The following is an 18,125-nucleotide window of genomic DNA, read 5'->3' as shown; positions in this document are numbered from 1 at the left end:
CAATAACTTACAATCTGGTACTGATTCTAGTAGACCTTCCAGCAACAATTAAAATGTGTAGCGCATCGTCAGGCCGTACGTTCTGGGATCACCGACAATGCCGGCATAATGTCCTGCACTGCCTGGAGCTGCCAGTAACTGCTCGTAATAGTTTGTGTTGAAAAGATTTCGGCTCCAGATGAAAATCGTGATTCCTGTGGAAGATCTAAAGCCTAACCGGCTGTTTGCCAGCGAGTAGCCATCAATATTCAAATATTGGGATGGTGATGGACTCGACGAAAATGATGAGCGGTAGAAGGCATCCAAACCGAAGAAGTAATTGCCTTTCAAACTGATGAGATTTCCTCTGGCGGTTACTTCGCCCCCCACAGAACCTGACCATTTTGAGATGCCAGGCAAGACGCCACCCGAAATATCTTTGAATGCTTGTTCGCCACCCGTTTCTTCAAGCGGCACTGGCGCATTTTTAAAGGACACGTACTTGCCATCCGTATAGGCAACGGCTGCGTTGAGGGTTAGTCGATTGGCTACCCGCACATTTCCGTCTACTTCAACACCCATTACCCGCACCTTCTCGGCGTTGGCTAGATAACCTCTGTTAACGCCCGGCTCAGGCGTTTGTACTTGTGTCTGAAAGTCTCTGATTTCTGTATTATAAGCGACCACATTCAGGGTAGAGTTAGGCGATGGTTTTGTTTTCAAGCCAAATTCGATGTGGTTTACATGTTCGGGCTTCACCCTAGCCAGGTCAAGTAATGTCTGCCCATTGGCCGTTGGTAATCCACCAATATTAATCCCGACGGGTTTGTAGCTGATAGCATACGTACCGAAGGCATTGATTGCCCGCCCGGCTCTGTATTGCAGCGTAACCTGTCCTGAGAAATTACCCTCTGATACGTCCGTATCGAACGCCTGATTCGTATAAACTGTATTCTTTAACGCCAGCAAAGCTGGATCGGTCGTTTGCAGACCACCGTAGGTTTCCCGTTTGTAGTTGGCTACCTTCTTGTCGTAATTGTACCGGATACCTGGTAGCACGTGGAAATTGTTGGTTACGGCCCAGTCGAGTTGACCGAAGGCCGCTAAACCTGTACTTTGGATTCTGTTGGTGGTGCGAATACCAAAGTTATCAAACAGACCCGGTGTTTTCCAGAGGGGACTGGTGGAACTTTGCGCAAAACGCCATTGAGCAGAACCCGCTTCTTCGGTCTGAACAGGGTCGGATTTTAAATCTTGCCACAGCCCGAATAAGCCAACGACACCGCTCAATCGGGGTGAAATTTTACCGGAGTACCTTATTTCCTGCGACCACTGATCATGAACCGAGTTTCCTGACGAAATGGTAAAGACGGGCAAACCGATGTAATCACGGTCATTCAGGGGAGTCCACTGCCAGTGACGCCAGGCTGTTGTAGAGGTTAACGTACCATTGCCTATTTTGATGTCCGCATTCAACGACACGCCACCCAGGTTGTTATCCGCTTTGGAAGGCGTATCCAGATCAACGATCCGTTCAAACGCGCTTGAATACGGGAGTTTATAATTTAAATCGGCAATGATGGCGTTGAATTGACGATAGGCGGCTCGTTTGGTAGGAACAACACCGGCCACGGGCCAACCGTATCCATTTGGTTTCTGCTGGGAAACATCGCCAATCAAGGTAATTCTTACGTTGTCATTTGGCGTATACAGGAGTTGCACCCGCCCCCCAATGTTGTTGATGTCGTTGATCGGCAACTGGGTGTGTACGTTGAAAAAGGTACCGTTCCGTTGCGTACCGGTAAACGATACCCTGGCGGCAAGCTTTTTACTCAGTGGCCCTGTGAGTGATCCCTTGGCCTGGATATAGCCGTAATTACCATAGCTAAGTTCGAACGTTCCACTTGGGGTAAAACCGGCAGGACGCGTTGTAATATTAAACGCGCCAGCGGTTGTGTTTTTGCCATATAACGTTCCTTGAGGACCTCTTAATACTTCCACCTGTTCAATGTCGATGAAATCGAGCGCCGTAGCTGCCGGACGAGCGTAGTAAACGCCGTCTACATAAAATCCGACGCCTGGATCAATACCATCGTTCGTTAACCCGAAAGTAGAGCCTAAGCCACGGATATTGAGCGTTGTATTTCGGGCATTGGAGGCATATAACTGAACGGTTGGTACCAATTCTTTCAAGCGGTTCACGTTGAACGCGCCCGCATCTTCGGCACGGTTACCACTGACAACGGAGATTGGAATAGGAACGTCCTGTGCCGACTCTTGCCGACGCCGGGACGTAATCACGACATCGGCTAGTTGATTGGCTCCTTCTTCAAGCTGAATATCTATGTTGTTATCACTTATACTAATTTCTTTGGTCTGATAACCGACAAACGAAACGACAACAACGAAGGGGAGTTTCTGGCCAGTAAGCAGATTGAACTGGCCGTTTATATCGGTAACGCTACCGTTTGTTGTGCCTTTAATGGTGACGGTAGCACCAATCAGGAATTCTTTCGTGTGAGCGTCAATAACTTTTCCAGATACCGTTGAATTGATTACGGGCGGGTTTTGCGCTACTGCAAATAAGGGTAGAAGAAGTACGCCTATGAAAAAAGTTGAATTTAAAAATTGTCTCATGCTACTTGTAATCGTGGTCATTGTGGTTGGTGGCAACTGCTTAGTGCGTCAGGAAGTAAGGCTCTGTTCCGGCCTGTTCAAGCTGCGTTGCGATATACTAGGTATTGATTTTTGATATACTCCCTATTCTCCCGGTTGTAGGTAGACTATTAGTACTTATAGTCTATTGAACTAATAGGTTATGCAAAACAGTAAGTTATTGATGGGACTTCCAAATAATAAATTGTCAACTGGTCTTCTTCTGTTAATATTCTTTTTTTAGTAATAAACTATATAGCAATAAGATAAAATGAGCCTAAACTCATCCATGATGAAAGTAGCTTTTACTACTCTATAGAGACGATATGCTATAGGGATATTATACCTAAAAGGCTGATAAATAAGGGATTTATTAGAATAGGGCTGCTCTTAAGCTGGCTATGGACTGTGTTAGACAGGTGCCTATGAAAAAAGCCGGTTGGATACAAAAGTATCCAACCGGCCTGAAAGACAATGTTACTGTTAAGCGTTAAGCAGCTCGACTGCTTTGTGGACGGCGTAATACCGCTGAGCGTAGCGGTTGTGTAGCATTACGAGATTCTTCAATAACCTGTTCCGATACCATACCCAAATGATTAGCCCGTTTCAGGACATAATCGAAGGGAAGGTTGAAATAATTGGCTACTTCACTGCGGAAACTATCGGGAAAACGCGACAAACGCAGACCGAAAAACTTACGCACTTCGGCTTCGGGCAACATGGCGGCTAGCGCAACGCGTTCTGCTTCGGCCAGTAAGTCCTTCCGAACAGGGTAGAGGTATTCGAGTCCGATGGAAGCGGCCAGAATATTCAGGAACAGATTTTTGTACATGGCCGACAATTCAGCCGGTAAGATAATCCAGCCCTGCTCCCGAAACTTGGCGGAGAAACCTGTTAACCCTTTTTCGCCACGAATTTCACCCGCAATGAGCTCAGCTGGGAAGCGCAGGCGACTTTCTTCAGCCTCCAGGTCGGCTTTTTGCAGCCGGAAAACGATGGCTTCAATTGGGCTTTTGGTAAACAACAGGTCAGCGGGCATCGCGCGCGTATTTTCCCACTGGTCCGTCATCCGCATAAACAGACTTTCGTTGACGGGTAGGTTTTCTGAATTACCAAGACTGATCAGCATTTGGCGGAAAGCCGCCAGAAAATCAATTTGGAGTTGATTCGGATTTGAGCGTCCTTTTTTCATGCAGATTGAGTTGCCAGGCGGTGATTTTGATGCCAAAACCCAGCTCATTAGTACAGTTGTTGTTGTAAATTGGGGGAGTAAATATACACAATAACCCACTGACAACAAAGGACTAACGCGAACAAAATCAGAAGCCGACAACCAGTCTCAATCCGGGATACACTTTCTTGAAAAAACCAGTCATATAAATCTCTGGCTGTACTTTAAATAGACCATTATGATACGCCGTACCGCCCAAACGAAAGGTATTTTTCTCAAAATAAGAACCCCTGCGATGAACCGGCATGCCGACATAAAACGAACCTGCTTCTCGGCCAAAAGCTGTAGTTCGGTTGTCCTTTTTACGACCATAGATCGTGACACCTACGCTCAGAAAATCATTCCTGAATGCCTGGAAGCTCCCATCAGTCGTTGATTGGCTAAAAAAGAAAGTCGACGTGTACCCAATGCCATAGCCCAATCGATGAAATCGGCTGGGTATTAAGCTAAGGAATAAGTTGAACGACGGGACCCACTGGTTGCGAATCAGGCCCACACCAATGCTCGGCTGTATATTCAGGAACGGACTCCCGATCAGACCTGGCTGCACAATGCTACTTTTACCATCTTCTCCCTGGAGCAGGGTATAGGCCAGTCTGGGACTGGTCAGGTTGTGGCCTTTGTACGCTTGCACGGCTTCGATTGCTTTTTGTAGTTTTTGATTGATACCACCCTCACGAAGCAATCGCTCAACATCATGCAGATTGTTGATTAATAGATAAATACTAAAATCATTTGGGAGGGCTTGCGCAGTGGCTGACGTCCACACGATCTGGAGCGTATCCTGTTGGGTCTTTACTTCAACAGGCTTGTCGTCGTCCCGGAACCGGAAGTTCGTTGTTGGCTGGGGCGTGTAGCGTAACGCTAGAGCCCGATCGGTTTCGCCAAGCCGAAACAGCGCATGCGTTGCGCGGATAGGACTTTGGGTCGTATCCTCCACCGTCAGGTAATTGGCTACAAAAAGACGTAACACCGAGTCGATATTTTGCCGGTCCTGCACCTGTACGTACCGATTGAACCCCACAAGCAGTGTATTTCGCTGACCTAAGTCTATCTCGATATGGCTAAGGCCAATAAATTTCTGCTTGGCATCTGGTTCGGTTAAGTGAGGAGTGGTTGACTGAGACATAGCAATCCCGACTATGCTCAGCAGGAGCACAGTAATCAGACAAAATAGACGCATGATTATTGGTTTGGTTTATTCGTTAAAGGCATGAGTAAGGTCGGGCGGCTCGCTTCCGGGCTGGGTTCGTTCGTTTGGCCAGTTCCTAACCGGACAAAATGGTCGGGTCGGTAAAGTTTTGGCTGGGCTTCTTCCTCGGCTCGGAGTTCGTTTTCGTGAATAACCTGAAACCGCCGTTTAGGTCTGGCTCCGATTACTTTCTGCCGGGGCACGTCTGGGAGTTTGTCAACAACAGTGGGAGTTTCGACCAGGGTTAATGCGTCGTCGGGTATGGATGAGGGCAAGGCTGCTGAAGTGGCTATGGGGGCCGTGGTTACAGGCTTTGCCCTTACCTGCTGAAGGCTGTGCGTGTGCAGGGCAACACGTGGGCGTTCTGCTTCCAAAACAACACGTTTCGATCTGTTTAGCTCATCTGCCCGAGTTGAGTTGGAATGTTGCTGGGGCAGTAACTGAATGATAGCTGGATGCCTGTGGGCAACGGTGGGTTCGGGAGTCGATTGATAAATTGACCAGAACCAGCCGGAGACCAACGCTGCTACACAAGCTGCTGCCATCCACCACATTAATCTGGTCTGCGGACGAGAAGCAGGTTGAAGTTCAGGGCGTAGTGCCGCCCACAATTGATCCGGATTGAAAGACGAGCCTGGTGGGGGGGCATCGGGCAACTGGTTGAGTGTCTGCCGTATCCACTGGTCAGGAGATTCGTCGGGTTTCTGTTTCATAGCCATGTTTGGTTAGCCAGGTTTGTAACAACGCACGTGCTTTGCTCAATTGTGATTTTGAGGTGTTTTCGGAGATGCGTAACTGGTCGGCAATTTCGCGGTGGGTATAGCCTTCAAGGGCATAGAGGTTGAATACCGTACGATACCCCGTCGGTAGTTCCCGGATGAGGGCGTAGATTCGTTCAGCATCCAGTCCCGCATCGGGCAACGGGTCGGGGTCGGGCTGGTACTCGGTTTCTTCATCGGCCCGGAAAAGCGGCAGGTGTTTGTTGGCGCGCAGGAATTGCAGGGCTTCATTCACCACAATTCGCCGGAGCCACGCTTCCAGACCGTTATCGTCGCGATAGGAGAAATCACCGATGCCTCGAAAGGCTTTCAGAAACCCATTCATCAGCACCTCTTCGGCTTCGGGCTCATGCCGCACGTAGCGCAAACTGACACGAAACAGCCGGTTGGCATACTGATCGAACAGCCGTTTCTGGGCGAAGGCGTTACCCTGCTGGCATTGTTCGATGAGTTGCTTCGACATTGTTTCGACTGGTTTCAGTGACAGAAATGCTGGGTTTGGCAAAAGGGTTGCCCGAGGGTGAAAAAATAGATTAATTGACAGATTGGATAGCTATATACTATTATTCCGCTGGTTGTGATATTACCAATATAATTAATGCTTACTTGTCTGTGTGTATGCTTATTCCTATCAGGAAATACTAATTTTGCCATATAAGTACACTTCCTCATAACTACTATGCCATCACGTATTCGTTTTACGTTGAGCTTGTCTGTCTCAATTTTTTTATGGCTACTCCAGTTGGGCTGGTTATTCCCGGTACAGGCTCAGCCAAAAGCAAAAACGGGGCCTACGTCAAAATTTGAGTTAGTTGAAACGACGATAAGCGATATTCATAAGGCATTCCGAAATGGTTCGCTGACAAGTGAGCAACTGGTGAAAGCATATCTGGAGCGTATTCAAACCTATGACCAGCCAACAAAACTTAACTCAATTATTCTGGTAAACCCGGAAGCCATCGCTACGGCCCGCGCTCTGGATGCTGAGTTTAAGAAAACCGGTAAGCTGCGTCCCTTACACGGCATTCCGGTTATTGTGAAAGACAATTTTAATACAAAAGGCCTGCAAACAACGGGCGGCTCGATTGCGCTGAAAGGGTTTGTGCCAACCGAAGATGCTGATCAGGTTCGGAAGTTGCGGGAAGCAGGCGCAATCGTGCTGGCTAAAGCAAACATGGCCGAATGGGCGTTCACACCTATGCATTCGCAGAGTTCGATGGCAGGCGAAACCCTGAATCCTTACAACCTAGCCTATGTCCCCGCCGGATCGAGCGGGGGAACGGCCGCTGCGGTAGCCGCTAATTTAGGCACGGTGGGTCTGGGATCGGATACGGGCAATTCCATTCGGGGGCCGTCGTCGCACAATGCGCTGGTTGGCTTTCGGATGTCGCTGGGGCTGGTGAGCCGGTACGGTATTATTCCGCTCTATACCCGGAATGACGTGGGTGGACCGATGTGCCGGACGGTAGAAGATGCGGTGCGGCTCCTGGATGTGACGGCGGGGTATGACCCCAAAGATCCGATTACCAAAAATAGTCAGGGAAAGTGCCTAAAAACTACACGCAGTTTTTACGAAAAGATGGCTTGAAAGGCGCACGGATCGGTGTCATGCGTCAGCTTGTCGATAAGAATATTCACCCGGAAATCAAACAACTCTTCGATAAGGCGCTGGCGGACATGACGCGTGCTGGTGCTCAAATCGTAGACGTGACAATCCCCCATTTTGATTCTTTACGCGCCAACCAGTGGTGCTCGGAATTTAAAGCCGATGTAGAAACGTACCTTCGTACGTTTGTGAAGCGGGATACGCTGAAAACGCTGGACGATATTATTCGTGTTGGCGGTTATTCGGACCTTGTTCGGGACCGGCTGGTGAATCAGAATACGCATTCTGGTCGGGCCAATCATCCGGAAATTCCTTGTGGTGATGCGTTTACCGACCCGCTTCGAATTGCTTACCGGAATGCCATTGAAGCCGAAATGAACCGGCTCAACGTTGATGCGCTGGTTTACCCAAGCTGGAACTACCCGCCCGCGCTGGTTGGCGATGCCAAAGGATACAAAGGCGACAACAGCCAATTGATTGCTCCCAGTACGGGCCAGCCTGCGTTTACGATTCCCATGGGCTACACCACCGGCGATCTGCCCGCCGGGATTCAGTTTCTGGGTCGGATATTCGACGAACCAACGCTTATTCGATTAGTGTACGGCTATGAGCAGGAAACCCACCATCGGGCAGCCCCCAAACGGTTCGTTGCCCTTGGCCAGTAGAATTGATTCGTGAACATCGTGCCGGTTTCATTTTTGCCATGCTGACGCAGGAGGCATCCTGAAGGTTAAGCATTAAGATGCTTTCTGCGTCAGCATGACAAAAACACAAATTTAAAAATGAAGTACGCCCCCAATCTCAGACCTTATATTACCAACTTATGCGTCGTTCTGTAGTACTGCCAATTGGCTTTATGCTGAGTTTACTTGTCCTGTTGATTTGTCCCCTACTACAAGCCCAATCGGTCACGAAAGCCGAAATTGCCCGCTGGCAGCAACAGGCCAAACAGATAACGATTACCCGGGACACTTGGGGCGTTCCGCATATTTATGGTAAAACAGACGCTGATGTTGTTTTCGGGCTTCTGTTTACCCAATGCGAAGACGACTTTGAACGGGTGGAGGAAAACTACATTACGTCAATTGGCCGATCGGCTGAAGTGGAAGGCGAATCGGCGCTATACCAGGATTTACGGGCGCGTCTTTTTCTGGACTCGACGCAGGCCATTGCCATCTACAGGAAAAGTCCGCTCTGGATGAAGCAACTGCTGGATGCTTTTGCGGATGGCACCAATTATTATCTCTACACGCATCCGGACGTAAAACCGAAATTGCTTAAACGCTTTCAGCCCTGGATGCCGCTCATGTTCAGCGAAGGCAGTATTGGTGGTAATATCAGCGTCGTATCGACGGAACGGCTGAAAGCATTTTACGAACAGCGAAAATCAACTTCCTGGATCAATCATGTCGATCATTACGAGCGCGAATCTGTCGGGTCGAATGGGTTTGCTATTGCTCCTGCCAAAAGTGCCACGAAGAATGCGCTGCTTTTAATTAATCCGCATACATCGTTCTACTTCCGGTCGGAGGTACACATGATTAGTCAGGCGGGGCTGAACGCCTACGGGGCCGTTACATGGGGGCAGTTTTTCATTTATCAGGGATTCAATGAAAACTGTGGCTGGATGCATACCACCAGTTACGCCGACTCGATGGACGAGTATCTGGAAACGATTGAGAAAAAAGGAAACGCGCTCTTTTACAAACACGGCAGCGACCTGAAGCCAGTGCGTACGCAGAAGGTCAGGATTCCGTACAAGACAGCGTCGGGAATGCAGTACAAGGAGTTTACGATGTACTTCACGCAACACGGCCCCATTGCGGGCGAAAAAGATGGGAAATGGATTGCCATCGACATGATGAATACGCCGTTGAACGCTCTGTCGCAATCATATTTACGCACCAAAGCAACGGGCTACGATAGCTTTAAACAGGTGATGAAACTCAACGGCAATGCCTCTAACAACACCATTTTTGCCGACAAGAACGGGACCATCGCCTACTGGCATGGCAACTTCATGCCCAAACGCGACCCGAAGTTCGACTGGGAGCAGCCCGTCGATGGCAGCAACCCCGAAACCGATTGGAAAGGCCTACATTCGGTCGATGAGATCGTGCAGGTGCGGAACCCGGCTACTGGCTGGATTCAGAACTGCAATGCAACGCCCTTCACCGTGTCGGGCAGCAGCAGCCCCGATAAGGGCAAATACCCGACGTACATGGCGCCCGATGCGCAGAACTACCGGGGTATCAATGCCGCCCGGGTACTGAGCCAGAAGACGATTTTCACGCTCGACACGCTGATTGCAGCCGCTAATGATCCACACTTAACGGCTTTCGATGAGTTGCTTCCAGCTTTGTTGACCGCCTATCAGACGGTTTCGGGCGATGCCAAAAACCAGAGCAAAGATCTGACCGAAGCCATCCAGATGCTGCAAACGTGGGACAAAGCCTACGGAGCCACGTCGATTGGCCAGACGCTCGCGATTTACTGGGGCGAACGAATTCAGCGTCTGGCGCGTAGCCGGGCCGCTGGCGATCAGCGATTTGATAACCTAAGCCTGACGGCGTTCACCATCAGCAGTACCAGTGCGCAGGAAAAAGTAACGGCGTTGGCGGAGGTAATAACCGAACTTACGCGCGACTTCGGTACCTGGAAAACACCCTGGGGCGACATCAATCGGTACCAGCGCCTGACCGGCAAGATTCAGGAAACATACGACGATCAGAAGCCCAGCCTCCCGGTGGCCTTCACGTCCTCGGCCTGGGGTTCACTAGCCGCTTTTGCCGCAAAGACGTATCCCGGCACCAAAAAACGATATGGCAGCGTGGGAAACAGCTTTGTCGCCGTCGTTGAGTTCGGCAAGCGCGTAAAGGCCCGTTCGGTCGTGACAGGTGGGCAGAGCAGCAAACCCGGCATGAAGCACTTCACCGACCAAGCCCCGCTCTACACGGTGGGCAAGTTCAAAGACGTTCTGTTTTACCCCGAAGATGTGAAGCAGCACGTAGAGCGAACGTACCATCCGGGGGAGTAGTGAGTTAATTACAACTTAGTTGCTTCGTTGACGTATAAAGCTGCCGGTTCTAACGGGTAAACAGAACCGGCAGTGATGTAATCTAATTTTACAAAGAATATATACCGTTTAGTCAATTGGCAAAATGGGTGTTAGTAGGTCTCACGGCAAACGGGCTTCTTTGCAACTAGCGGGCATTGATTTGTTTCGTATAGAGACGGCTGCAGAACTATTTTTGGTTGATTATCAGCTAGTTTTAGTTCCGCGACTTTGCGTACAATACTATGTTGGGTGAACCGACCATAAAGTGAGTGCAAGGTGGGTTCCGGGCGACAGGTTGCCCGCCCCAGGGTCAGGTTTTTGGCTCGCTGGTCGGGCTTCGGCTGACACGAGGAACGCCGAGTGAGGAACTCTGACAGGATAGGTGAGCTTTGGTTGACACACAATACTTTTGCGTTTGTCAGGTCAATATGGAAAAGCACAAACCATACGAACAAATATTTGGTCACAAAGAGGACTTCAAAGTGAAGTATCGCTTTTACAGCCTCGAAGAGGGAGGGCGATACATCCTGCCAAATCAAGGAATTCGCTCCAACTTTTGGTATGAAGACCCAGACCATGAGCATAACTGGCTTTTCATGATCTATCCCGAATTTGAAGATGAAAATGGTGATTTAATAGAAGGAATGGTTAACCAAGAAGGTATAGCCCGAATGTGGATTTTGTCGCCTGACAACAGGCCTTACCACCAGCAACGTATCAAAGTTGGTACTATCGGCTATTTTAGAGAAGGCAGTAAATCTACTGGTATTTGTGAGGTTACTGAGTTAATTGGCTTGCATGAAAACCCGGCCGCTTAATTTGGCATCAGGCAAGCTACCGCTGACAAGAAGCACGTCCCGTGGGAGAGTTGGCAGCCCAACTTAATGAGTGTGTAAAGGTGCAGGTACATATATTCAGTCGAGTGACTCGCCCACCATCAACACTCATGGGTGTTGGGTGAAAATACAATAAGTGTTCGTGTGCCAGCGTCTCGGCGACAGGCCACACGTCCCGAAACAGGGCGGTTTTTTACTCGTTGGTCGGCTCCCGTTGACAGGGCAACCACCCCCAATTTGGGCTTTGACAGGTTGGGCAGCTACCTTGCGACAGCGGAAACGCGCTCGTTTTTTGGCTCGGCCAAAGCGGATTCGGTGCGTTTGTTGGGCTTCGCACTTGGTGTACAAGCGGTTGTGTGTGTTGCTCGCTCCGCGTGGGTAGGCTACTTGTGACAGGAAGCGCGTCCCGAAGGAGGCTTAGCAGCCCAACCAAACAGGGGTGTAAAGGTGCAAGTGGTTTGTGTTCAGTAAACTTCCGCCCTCACCATCAACCCCTGTGGGTGGCGGGAACATAATGGGCGTGTAAGGCGGGTTACCTGCGACAGGGGAGCCGCCCCGACAGACAGCTTTTGGGCTCGTTGGGTAGCTTCCGGTCGACAGGCCAGCCGCCCCAGTGGTTTACTTTGACCGGCGTGGTCGGGTTACGGTCGACAAGCCAACCGCCCACAAGGGTGGTTGGGCAAAGCGGATGAGGTGCGTTGATCAGCTTCGCCCGTCGGTATAGAAATCGGATTGTGCGTTGTTGTCCGCTCCGCGTGGGCGGGCTTCCGGCGACAAGATGCACGTCCCGCAGGAGGGTTTGCAACCCAACCAAACAGGGGTGTAAAGGTTCAAGTGGCTTTTGTTGAGGCAAGTCGTCTAATCCCCATCAACCCCTATGGTCGTTGGGTGGCGGGTCCAAGATGGGAGTCAAAGGCGGGTTACCTGCGACAGGTTTCACGTCTCGAGACAAGGCGGTTTTGGTTCGTTGGGCGGCTCCCGTTGACAAGCCAACCGCCCCGACAGTCGAGCTTGGACAGATTGGGCGTGTCGTCTGCGACAGAGGAAACGCCCCGGTTCTTGTAGCCTGACAGAAGCGGATTTCTTTCGTTGTGATGGCTTCGCGTTTCGGAGTAAACAACACGATTCACTTTAACTTTTCAAAAATGTATCGATATGCTTAATGCCGCAATGTCTTATTTTGTGACCTGTAATAGCAAAGAGAAGATATTTTTCAATATTGATATTTTGTATGATCCTAAAGTAACTGATACATCATTATTTTTAAATGAAAGGTTTATTTATATTAGATTAGATGGGTACTGGAGGTTCCAGGATAGGTTAAGAAATGAAATTGACTCTTCTAAAGTTATTTATCTAGATAATAGAAATTCTCGTGATATATCATCAGATAGATATTGGGAACCTGATCCAGATTTTAATACACAAGCGATAGCATTGTCATGGGTAAATTCACTATTCGACAATAAAATAGACGACAAATTCAAAACACTTGGAATTTCAATAAATAGAGAAGAAGCTGTTATACAGTATAATAACAGTCAATTTGGGCAATTATATTTTATTAAATCTATAAACTACGTCTTTCAATGGGAATATATGACGTTAGCTAGAGCTATATATAGCAATAAAACAAAACATAGATATAGGCCAGAACGTCCATTAATATTCGAAAACGAAGAGCGCTATCCAATTTTTCTTGATGAAGAAAGTACTTTAATTAATTACATTGAACGATTTATCAAAAAGAAATATTTCATTGATCTAGAACAAAAAGAAAGAGCTTCTAAGCACAAAAAAACTCGTTCCCGTTCTACAAACTATGATGATTCCGAAGAAGCAGTAATGAGATCATTTCTCAACGATACTTCTGAAAATTTTGGCTTTTAATGTTGAGGACCGAATTAGAGACTATTATGCAGAGCGACCCTGTGTTTGGCTCAAAGAAGGTATAGAATTATTTGCGTAATTAACGCTCCGCGTAGGCAACTATCTGGCGACAGCGAGCGCGTCTCGCAGGAAAGCGGGGCAGCCCAACCAAACGAGGATGTAAAGGTGCAGGTCGTGTGCGTTTAGTCAAGTGACTCGCTTACCATCAGCCCTCTTTGGCGTTGGGTGCATCGCCAAAAAGTAAAGCGTGTTTTCAAGGTTACTTGCGACAAAACATGCGTCTTAGTGGGTAGGCTCTGAGCTTCCATTTTTGGGCTCCGTGCGACACGAGAAACGCCCCGGTTATGCAGGTTTTGGGCTTCTATTTCGGGCCTTCGGCTGACAAAGGAAACGGCCCATTAACGAAAACTTTTTGCAAATGAATGTTGAACACGCCTTAAAAGCCTTTTACAAATTACACGGTTACGGTGAAGAAGGGGGGATTAATAAAAAATGGGACATGATTAAGTTTGGTCCTATTTCTCTTCCCCTGCCCAACTTAGAGTCAAGACGAAGAAACATCTATTTGCACGATATCAACCATCTTGTAACAGGGTACGACACGACTTGGAAAGGTGAAGCTTCAGTTACCAGTTGGGAGATAGCTACCGGCGGATGGGGCAATATCTATTTTGCGTGGTGGTTGACGCTTTGGGGCATGGCTGTAGGAGTAATGTTCTATCCCAAGCACAGTTATGACGCTTTTCAGGCTGGGTTAAGAATGAAGAGCGCCTTTACCAGTGGGTTGACAAAACAAGCAATGTATTCCTTATCGATAGATCAGTTAAGAAGCCGACTCTATCGGACTAAGACGGAAATTAATCACCGGAGTTATTATTTGTGGGCTGGTCTGAGTCTGCTAGTCTGGTTTGCCCCCTTCTTGCTGGGCTTTGTTGTTTTTCGTTTACTGTAGTTTCGCTCTGCGTAGGGTAGCTTTCCGTCGACAGGACGCTCGTCCCGAGGGTAAGCGGGGCAGCCCAACCAAACGAGGGTGTAAAGGTTGATGTTGTGGGTGTTCAGTGGAGTGACTCGCTCACCATCAGCCCTCGCGGGCGTTGGGCGGTTCGTCCATGCAAGTGGCGTGGGCGGGTTGCGGCTGACAGAGCAACGGCTTGACAGTGAGTGTTTTTTGTGGGTTTGCTACGTACCTGTTGACAACTTAGTCAGTGTTCGACAGCGCGTTTTGGTCGGTTTGCCACATACCCGACGACAGTCCCAAATCTGGTGAATAGCACATCGACAAATACGTTCCGGCCGATAACGAAATCAATCAGTGAAATTATGCACGATTCGAAAATACATACCACGTAATTGCTACTAGTAGCTTGAATCAAAAATAACACGTCTATCTTTTGTGAACTCTTCAAATGATTTAAAACCAACTAAAGGAAGTTTTTTAGGAAGAAACACTCTGTAAGGCTTTTTTTGAGATACTAAGAAGTTTTCTACCTTTTCTTTCTCTTCTAAAAAATGGTTTCTAATCTCAGCCATAGAAAATATATTAACCAAAAATATGCTTACTGTAAAATATTCTTTTTTGTTGATTGCTACGATTCTTAAGTTAGAGCCTATAAAATTTCCTTTGCCGGTTGATTGGTTATACGCTGTACATGTGAGCAAAAAATCACCTGATATCCCTTCTATACCTAACTCTTCGATAAGAATTTCAATTTTGAAAGGTCCAGCTTTAGGAGCTGACAGCCTACTTTTAACTATCTTACCTTCATTAAAGAGAAATATATTAGGAAGTGTTAAATAAGGTATTGGGATAAATAATTGTTTATCATTATCAGACCATTTTATAAAATTTTCCAAGATACTATTCATTTCTATCAACATCATTTTAACTAAAGCATCAGCCTTTACGCTTGAGTTAAATGCGAAAAGATTTATGTATTGTATTCCATGCTCTTCGTTTGGGTATGACCCAGTATTTGCTAATAAATTGTTTTGAATAAGCTTTTTAACATCACTTTTTTTTAGTGTCTTTTTTACTTCACAAACAGTAATAACTTCACTCGGCTCAATAATAACAAAATCACCCATTTTATAAATAGGCGCTTTGTTATTGCTTTCATATATAACTATATCTAATTGCTGACTGTGCTTCTGTTCAGCAATGTCGTACACAAACCCTGTACCTATGTTGTATTTCTCTGGTAGAAACTCTTTTAATTGAGCTTTTAAGATATATTCATAGAATTGACCCACAGACGGTTGATGCTTTATGATTCTCTCAAACCAGTCAGTTTCAGCTTTTAGTTTTTTTGCAAATCTATCTGCTTGAAAATAGTTTTCGTTATGTATCCATTCCTGACATACCCCATCTACTTCTGCTATCATCTTGTGAATTGATTTTTCACTTTTTTTATTCACTATTGATTTGTCCTGTTTCATTAATGTATTTTTTATATATTTTTAAAAGTAGTTTAAAAATGCGTGTTTTACTAGACTGATATTTGTGTTTAGATAAACTTAGTTGGTGGAAAATATCAATTGACTGTGGACAATACGTCGACATATGCGTTTTAGCTGAGAGGGAACGTACATGAACGTTCAAACTTGACAGCCTCGGCTAGTTAGTTTCGGCCTCTTGCGGCTTGTTTTGTAGTGTTCGTTGTTGGTTAGCGCTGCTTTGACGTGTTACCTCTGACAGGGGACTCACGGAGTAGGCCAGTGCGGCATCCCAGCGAAGACAAGGGTGCAAAGGTCAAGGCTGTGTATCTTGCGTTCAGTAGCGTTTCGGCCATCAGCCCTTGTTGGCGTTGGGTGAACCGACCAAAATGGGAGTCAAAGGCGGGTTAATTGCGACAGGCTGCACGTCTCGAAGTCAGGCTGTTTGGCGCGTTTGTCGGTTTCGGTCGACACCAGAAACGCCCCGATTGATCAACTTTTAGATTCGTCTGCCGGTTTCGGTCGACGTAAGAACCATCTCATTAAGGCCGATTTTTCAGAATTGGATGTTGATTGTCAAATACATGAGCAGAAAGCGTTTTTTGGTAGCAGGCCTTCTTATCACTGTTTTTTGGGGCTACTCAAAGTTGATGTTGTTGACTCCCGATTATACGGCTGCGATTGCTTTTGTGGGTTTTGTTATCCAATTGTTACTCATTCTGTATTATTACAAAACCGAGAGGTAGTTCTACCGATTTAACGCGTTTTGTTTACTTTCCCCGTCACCGTTCCGGCGACAGGGAGCACGTCCCTTAGGCAAGCGGGTCAGCCCAACCAAACAGGGGTGTAGAGGTTGGAAGTGGCTTGTGTTCAGGGCAGTTTTGCTATCATCCATCAACCCCTGTTGGCGTTGGGTGCATCCCTAAGCTGGAAAGCGTATTTGTGGGCTCCAGTCGACACAAGGCCCGGCTTGAACAGACAGTTTTAAGAGTCTATTTTCAGCTCGTGTGCGACATAATAAACGCCTTGGTTAGGCCACTTTAGGCTACCATTTCGGGCTTGTTTGCGACAGTGCAAACGCCCCGGTCAGGCAAGTCTGTATTGCCAATTCCGACTCTGTGCGAGAGCGCAAAGAAACGCACCAGCCAATGGCTGGGACGTTTCTGCTTTCAAATAAAATACACCAGATTAGGCGATGTAAGGAACAGCTTTAATCAGCCGGATATCGTTGAGTTCAGGCACCGAAATCACATTTTCCGCCGGAACGATGCCCCGGCGAATCCAGTTGGTGACCACGTTGGTACTTTTAACGCCGAAACGTTTAGTGTACTCGGCAATCGTGACCCATTCCCCTAAATCATAGCGAATGCCATTGATGTCCATGAATTTAACGGCCTTTACGATCAGCGCGTCGGTATCAGCCATTAATTCCTCAAAGGTCTGTTTCTTGGTTGTTGCTTGCATGACAGTTTATTGGTTAAGCCGGGGGCTCCTGCCCGGTTAGTAATTTACTCTTTTTCTAAGGCTTCAATGACCTTGCTAAGTAGATTAATTCGGTCAAGTACTCGGTTAATTTCGCTCTCCGTCATGTTATCCGAATTATCGCGTAGGTATTGGCGCAGGGCGGCTCGTTGCATACTGAGGTCAAAAATTTGCTGCTGTTTTTTATCCACCCCTCTTGTGTTTTGTTTTATCAAAGCTAATGCCTGTTCCTTTATGGAACAAATGCTTAGGCAATTGTTTCTCAAAATTTTCGGTTATTTTAGGCATAGAAACGCCCGGCCCAATGCCCCAATCAGTTAGGCAGTTTGTTCGGTGACAGGGAGCACGTCCCGAGGGTAATGTTTGAAGCCCAACCAAACGAGGGTGTAAAGGTTCAAACGGTTCGTGTTTAGGCACGTAGTTTGCCCACCATCAGCACATGGAGGTGTTGGGTGTACAGCAATAAGTCGTGCATGTTTGCCGTCGTCTCGGCGACAGACCGCACGTTCTGGAAGGTAGCGTTTTTATTTTTGTTTCGGGTTGCGGTCGACAAGGCAAACACCCTAATAAGGTACTTTCTCTTAACACTAACTTAGTCACATGAAAAGCCAGAAAATAGAAGAAATGAGCAATGAGGCTTTGCTCAAACACAAAAAAACAACAGAACTCGCAACGGGTATGTTGGCTGGGGCGCTTTCGATACTGCTAGTTATGACCGTGTTTTTGACAATCAAAAAAGGACTTCATGCAACGAGCATCTCTCTGGGCGTAATTCCTTTTGCATTCATGCCAATACTAATTATTAACTGGAACAATTTAAAAGCAATAAAGAAAGAACTCAACTCCAGACAAAACGTGGTTTGAGGAGTAACTTGGTGATTCTGGCCATGCGCTGCGTAAGCGGGTCGCTGAGTCATGTTTAGGCTTGCAGATCGGGCTTCGGTTGGCAATACGAATGTTTGAACAAGTCCATTTAGTATACTT

Annotated in this window: 15 protein-coding genes and 1 pseudogene; 6 read left to right on the top strand and 10 right to left on the bottom strand. The window is 47.4% G+C overall.

Translation table 11 applies throughout. From position 1 onward, the window contains the following. Positions 1 to 48: 48 nt before the first annotated feature. From SD10_RS24165 to SD10_RS24145, 5 genes are all read right to left on the bottom strand, one after another. Entirely contained in the window at positions 49 to 2,616 is a 2,568-nt protein-coding gene (locus SD10_RS24165; RefSeq protein ID WP_046580067.1) for a TonB-dependent receptor, read from the bottom strand. Positions 2,617 to 3,124: 508 nt separating this feature from the next. Beyond that, positions 3,125 to 3,826, bottom strand: a complete 702-nt coding sequence (locus SD10_RS24160) for a hypothetical protein (RefSeq protein ID WP_148562502.1) — start codon at positions 3,824 to 3,826, stop codon at positions 3,125 to 3,127. A 127-nt stretch (positions 3,827 to 3,953) separates the two neighbouring features. Continuing rightward, positions 3,954 to 5,048 carry a hypothetical protein gene (locus SD10_RS24155; RefSeq protein ID WP_046577449.1) on the bottom strand — a complete coding sequence of 365 codons (1,095 nt, stop codon included), beginning with the start codon at positions 5,046 to 5,048 and terminating at the stop codon, positions 3,954 to 3,956. Positions 5,049 to 5,050: 2 nt separating this feature from the next. Then, on the bottom strand, positions 5,051 to 5,770 hold the full coding sequence (locus tag SD10_RS24150; RefSeq protein WP_046577447.1) for a hypothetical protein: 720 nt from the start codon (positions 5,768 to 5,770) through the stop codon (positions 5,051 to 5,053). Further along, on the bottom strand, positions 5,742 to 6,299 hold the full coding sequence (locus SD10_RS24145) for an RNA polymerase sigma factor (protein WP_046577445.1): 558 nt from the start codon (positions 6,297 to 6,299) through the stop codon (positions 5,742 to 5,744). The genes SD10_RS24150 and SD10_RS24145 overlap by 29 nt, the downstream gene beginning before the upstream one ends. 216 nt (positions 6,300 to 6,515) lie before the next feature. Between SD10_RS24145 and SD10_RS30565 the strand changes: the two are divergent. The 3 genes and pseudogenes from SD10_RS30565 to SD10_RS24130 all read left to right on the top strand — a co-directional run bounded on the left by SD10_RS30565 (position 6,516) and on the right by SD10_RS24130 (position 11,318). Next, positions 6,516 to 8,107: pseudogene (locus SD10_RS30565) on the top strand (amidase). A 158-nt stretch (positions 8,108 to 8,265) separates the two neighbouring features. After that, complete coding sequence (locus SD10_RS24135) at positions 8,266 to 10,479, top strand: penicillin acylase family protein (RefSeq protein WP_046577443.1); 2,214 nt, start codon at positions 8,266 to 8,268, stop codon at positions 10,477 to 10,479. A gap of 449 nt (positions 10,480 to 10,928) precedes the next feature. Further along, on the top strand, positions 10,929 to 11,318 hold the full coding sequence (locus tag SD10_RS24130) for a hypothetical protein (protein ID WP_046577440.1): 390 nt from the start codon (positions 10,929 to 10,931) through the stop codon (positions 11,316 to 11,318). Between the two features lie 550 nt (positions 11,319 to 11,868). Here SD10_RS24130 and SD10_RS29550 read toward each other — a convergent pair. Beyond that, on the bottom strand, positions 11,869 to 12,141 hold the full coding sequence (locus tag SD10_RS29550; protein WP_148562404.1) for a hypothetical protein: 273 nt from the start codon (positions 12,139 to 12,141) through the stop codon (positions 11,869 to 11,871). Positions 12,142 to 12,491: 350 nt separating this feature from the next. On the opposite strand from SD10_RS29550, the gene SD10_RS24125 reads away from it, so the two are divergent. After that, positions 12,492 to 13,226 carry a hypothetical protein gene (locus tag SD10_RS24125; protein WP_046577438.1) on the top strand — a complete coding sequence of 245 codons (735 nt, stop codon included), beginning with the start codon at positions 12,492 to 12,494 and terminating at the stop codon, positions 13,224 to 13,226. A 418-nt stretch (positions 13,227 to 13,644) separates the two neighbouring features. Beyond that, entirely contained in the window at positions 13,645 to 14,178 is a 534-nt protein-coding gene (locus tag SD10_RS24120; protein ID WP_046577435.1) for a hypothetical protein, read from the top strand. 404 nt (positions 14,179 to 14,582) lie between these two features. Here the strand turns inward: SD10_RS24120 and SD10_RS24115 are convergent, their stop codons facing one another. The 4 genes from SD10_RS24115 to SD10_RS29745 form a co-directional block, all read right to left on the bottom strand. Further along, a complete protein-coding gene (locus tag SD10_RS24115; protein WP_046577433.1) occupies positions 14,583 to 15,662 on the bottom strand; it encodes a DUF6602 domain-containing protein in 1,080 nt (359 codons plus the stop codon). A 1,185-nt stretch (positions 15,663 to 16,847) separates the two neighbouring features. Continuing rightward, a complete protein-coding gene (locus tag SD10_RS24105) occupies positions 16,848 to 17,123 on the bottom strand; it encodes a hypothetical protein (protein WP_052731282.1) in 276 nt (91 codons plus the stop codon). Positions 17,124 to 17,167: 44 nt separating this feature from the next. Continuing rightward, positions 17,168 to 17,407 (bottom strand): hypothetical protein, encoded by a 240-nt coding sequence (locus SD10_RS29545; RefSeq protein WP_148562501.1) that lies wholly within the window; start codon positions 17,405 to 17,407, stop codon positions 17,168 to 17,170. Positions 17,408 to 17,550: 143 nt separating this feature from the next. After that, positions 17,551 to 17,694, bottom strand: a complete 144-nt coding sequence (locus SD10_RS29745) for a hypothetical protein (RefSeq protein WP_158500594.1) — start codon at positions 17,692 to 17,694, stop codon at positions 17,551 to 17,553. Between the two features lie 47 nt (positions 17,695 to 17,741). Between SD10_RS29745 and SD10_RS24100 the strand changes: the two genes are divergently transcribed. Then, a complete protein-coding gene (locus tag SD10_RS24100; protein WP_046577429.1) occupies positions 17,742 to 18,005 on the top strand; it encodes a hypothetical protein in 264 nt (87 codons plus the stop codon). Positions 18,006 to 18,125: the final 120 nt, after the last annotated feature.

It is taken from the genome of Spirosoma radiotolerans (assembly GCF_000974425.1).
Classification (GTDB): Bacteria; Bacteroidota; Bacteroidia; order Cytophagales; family Spirosomataceae; genus Spirosoma; species Spirosoma radiotolerans.
Note: the sequence above shows the minus strand (reverse complement) of the source record. Positions and strands in the feature narration are given on the sequence as shown.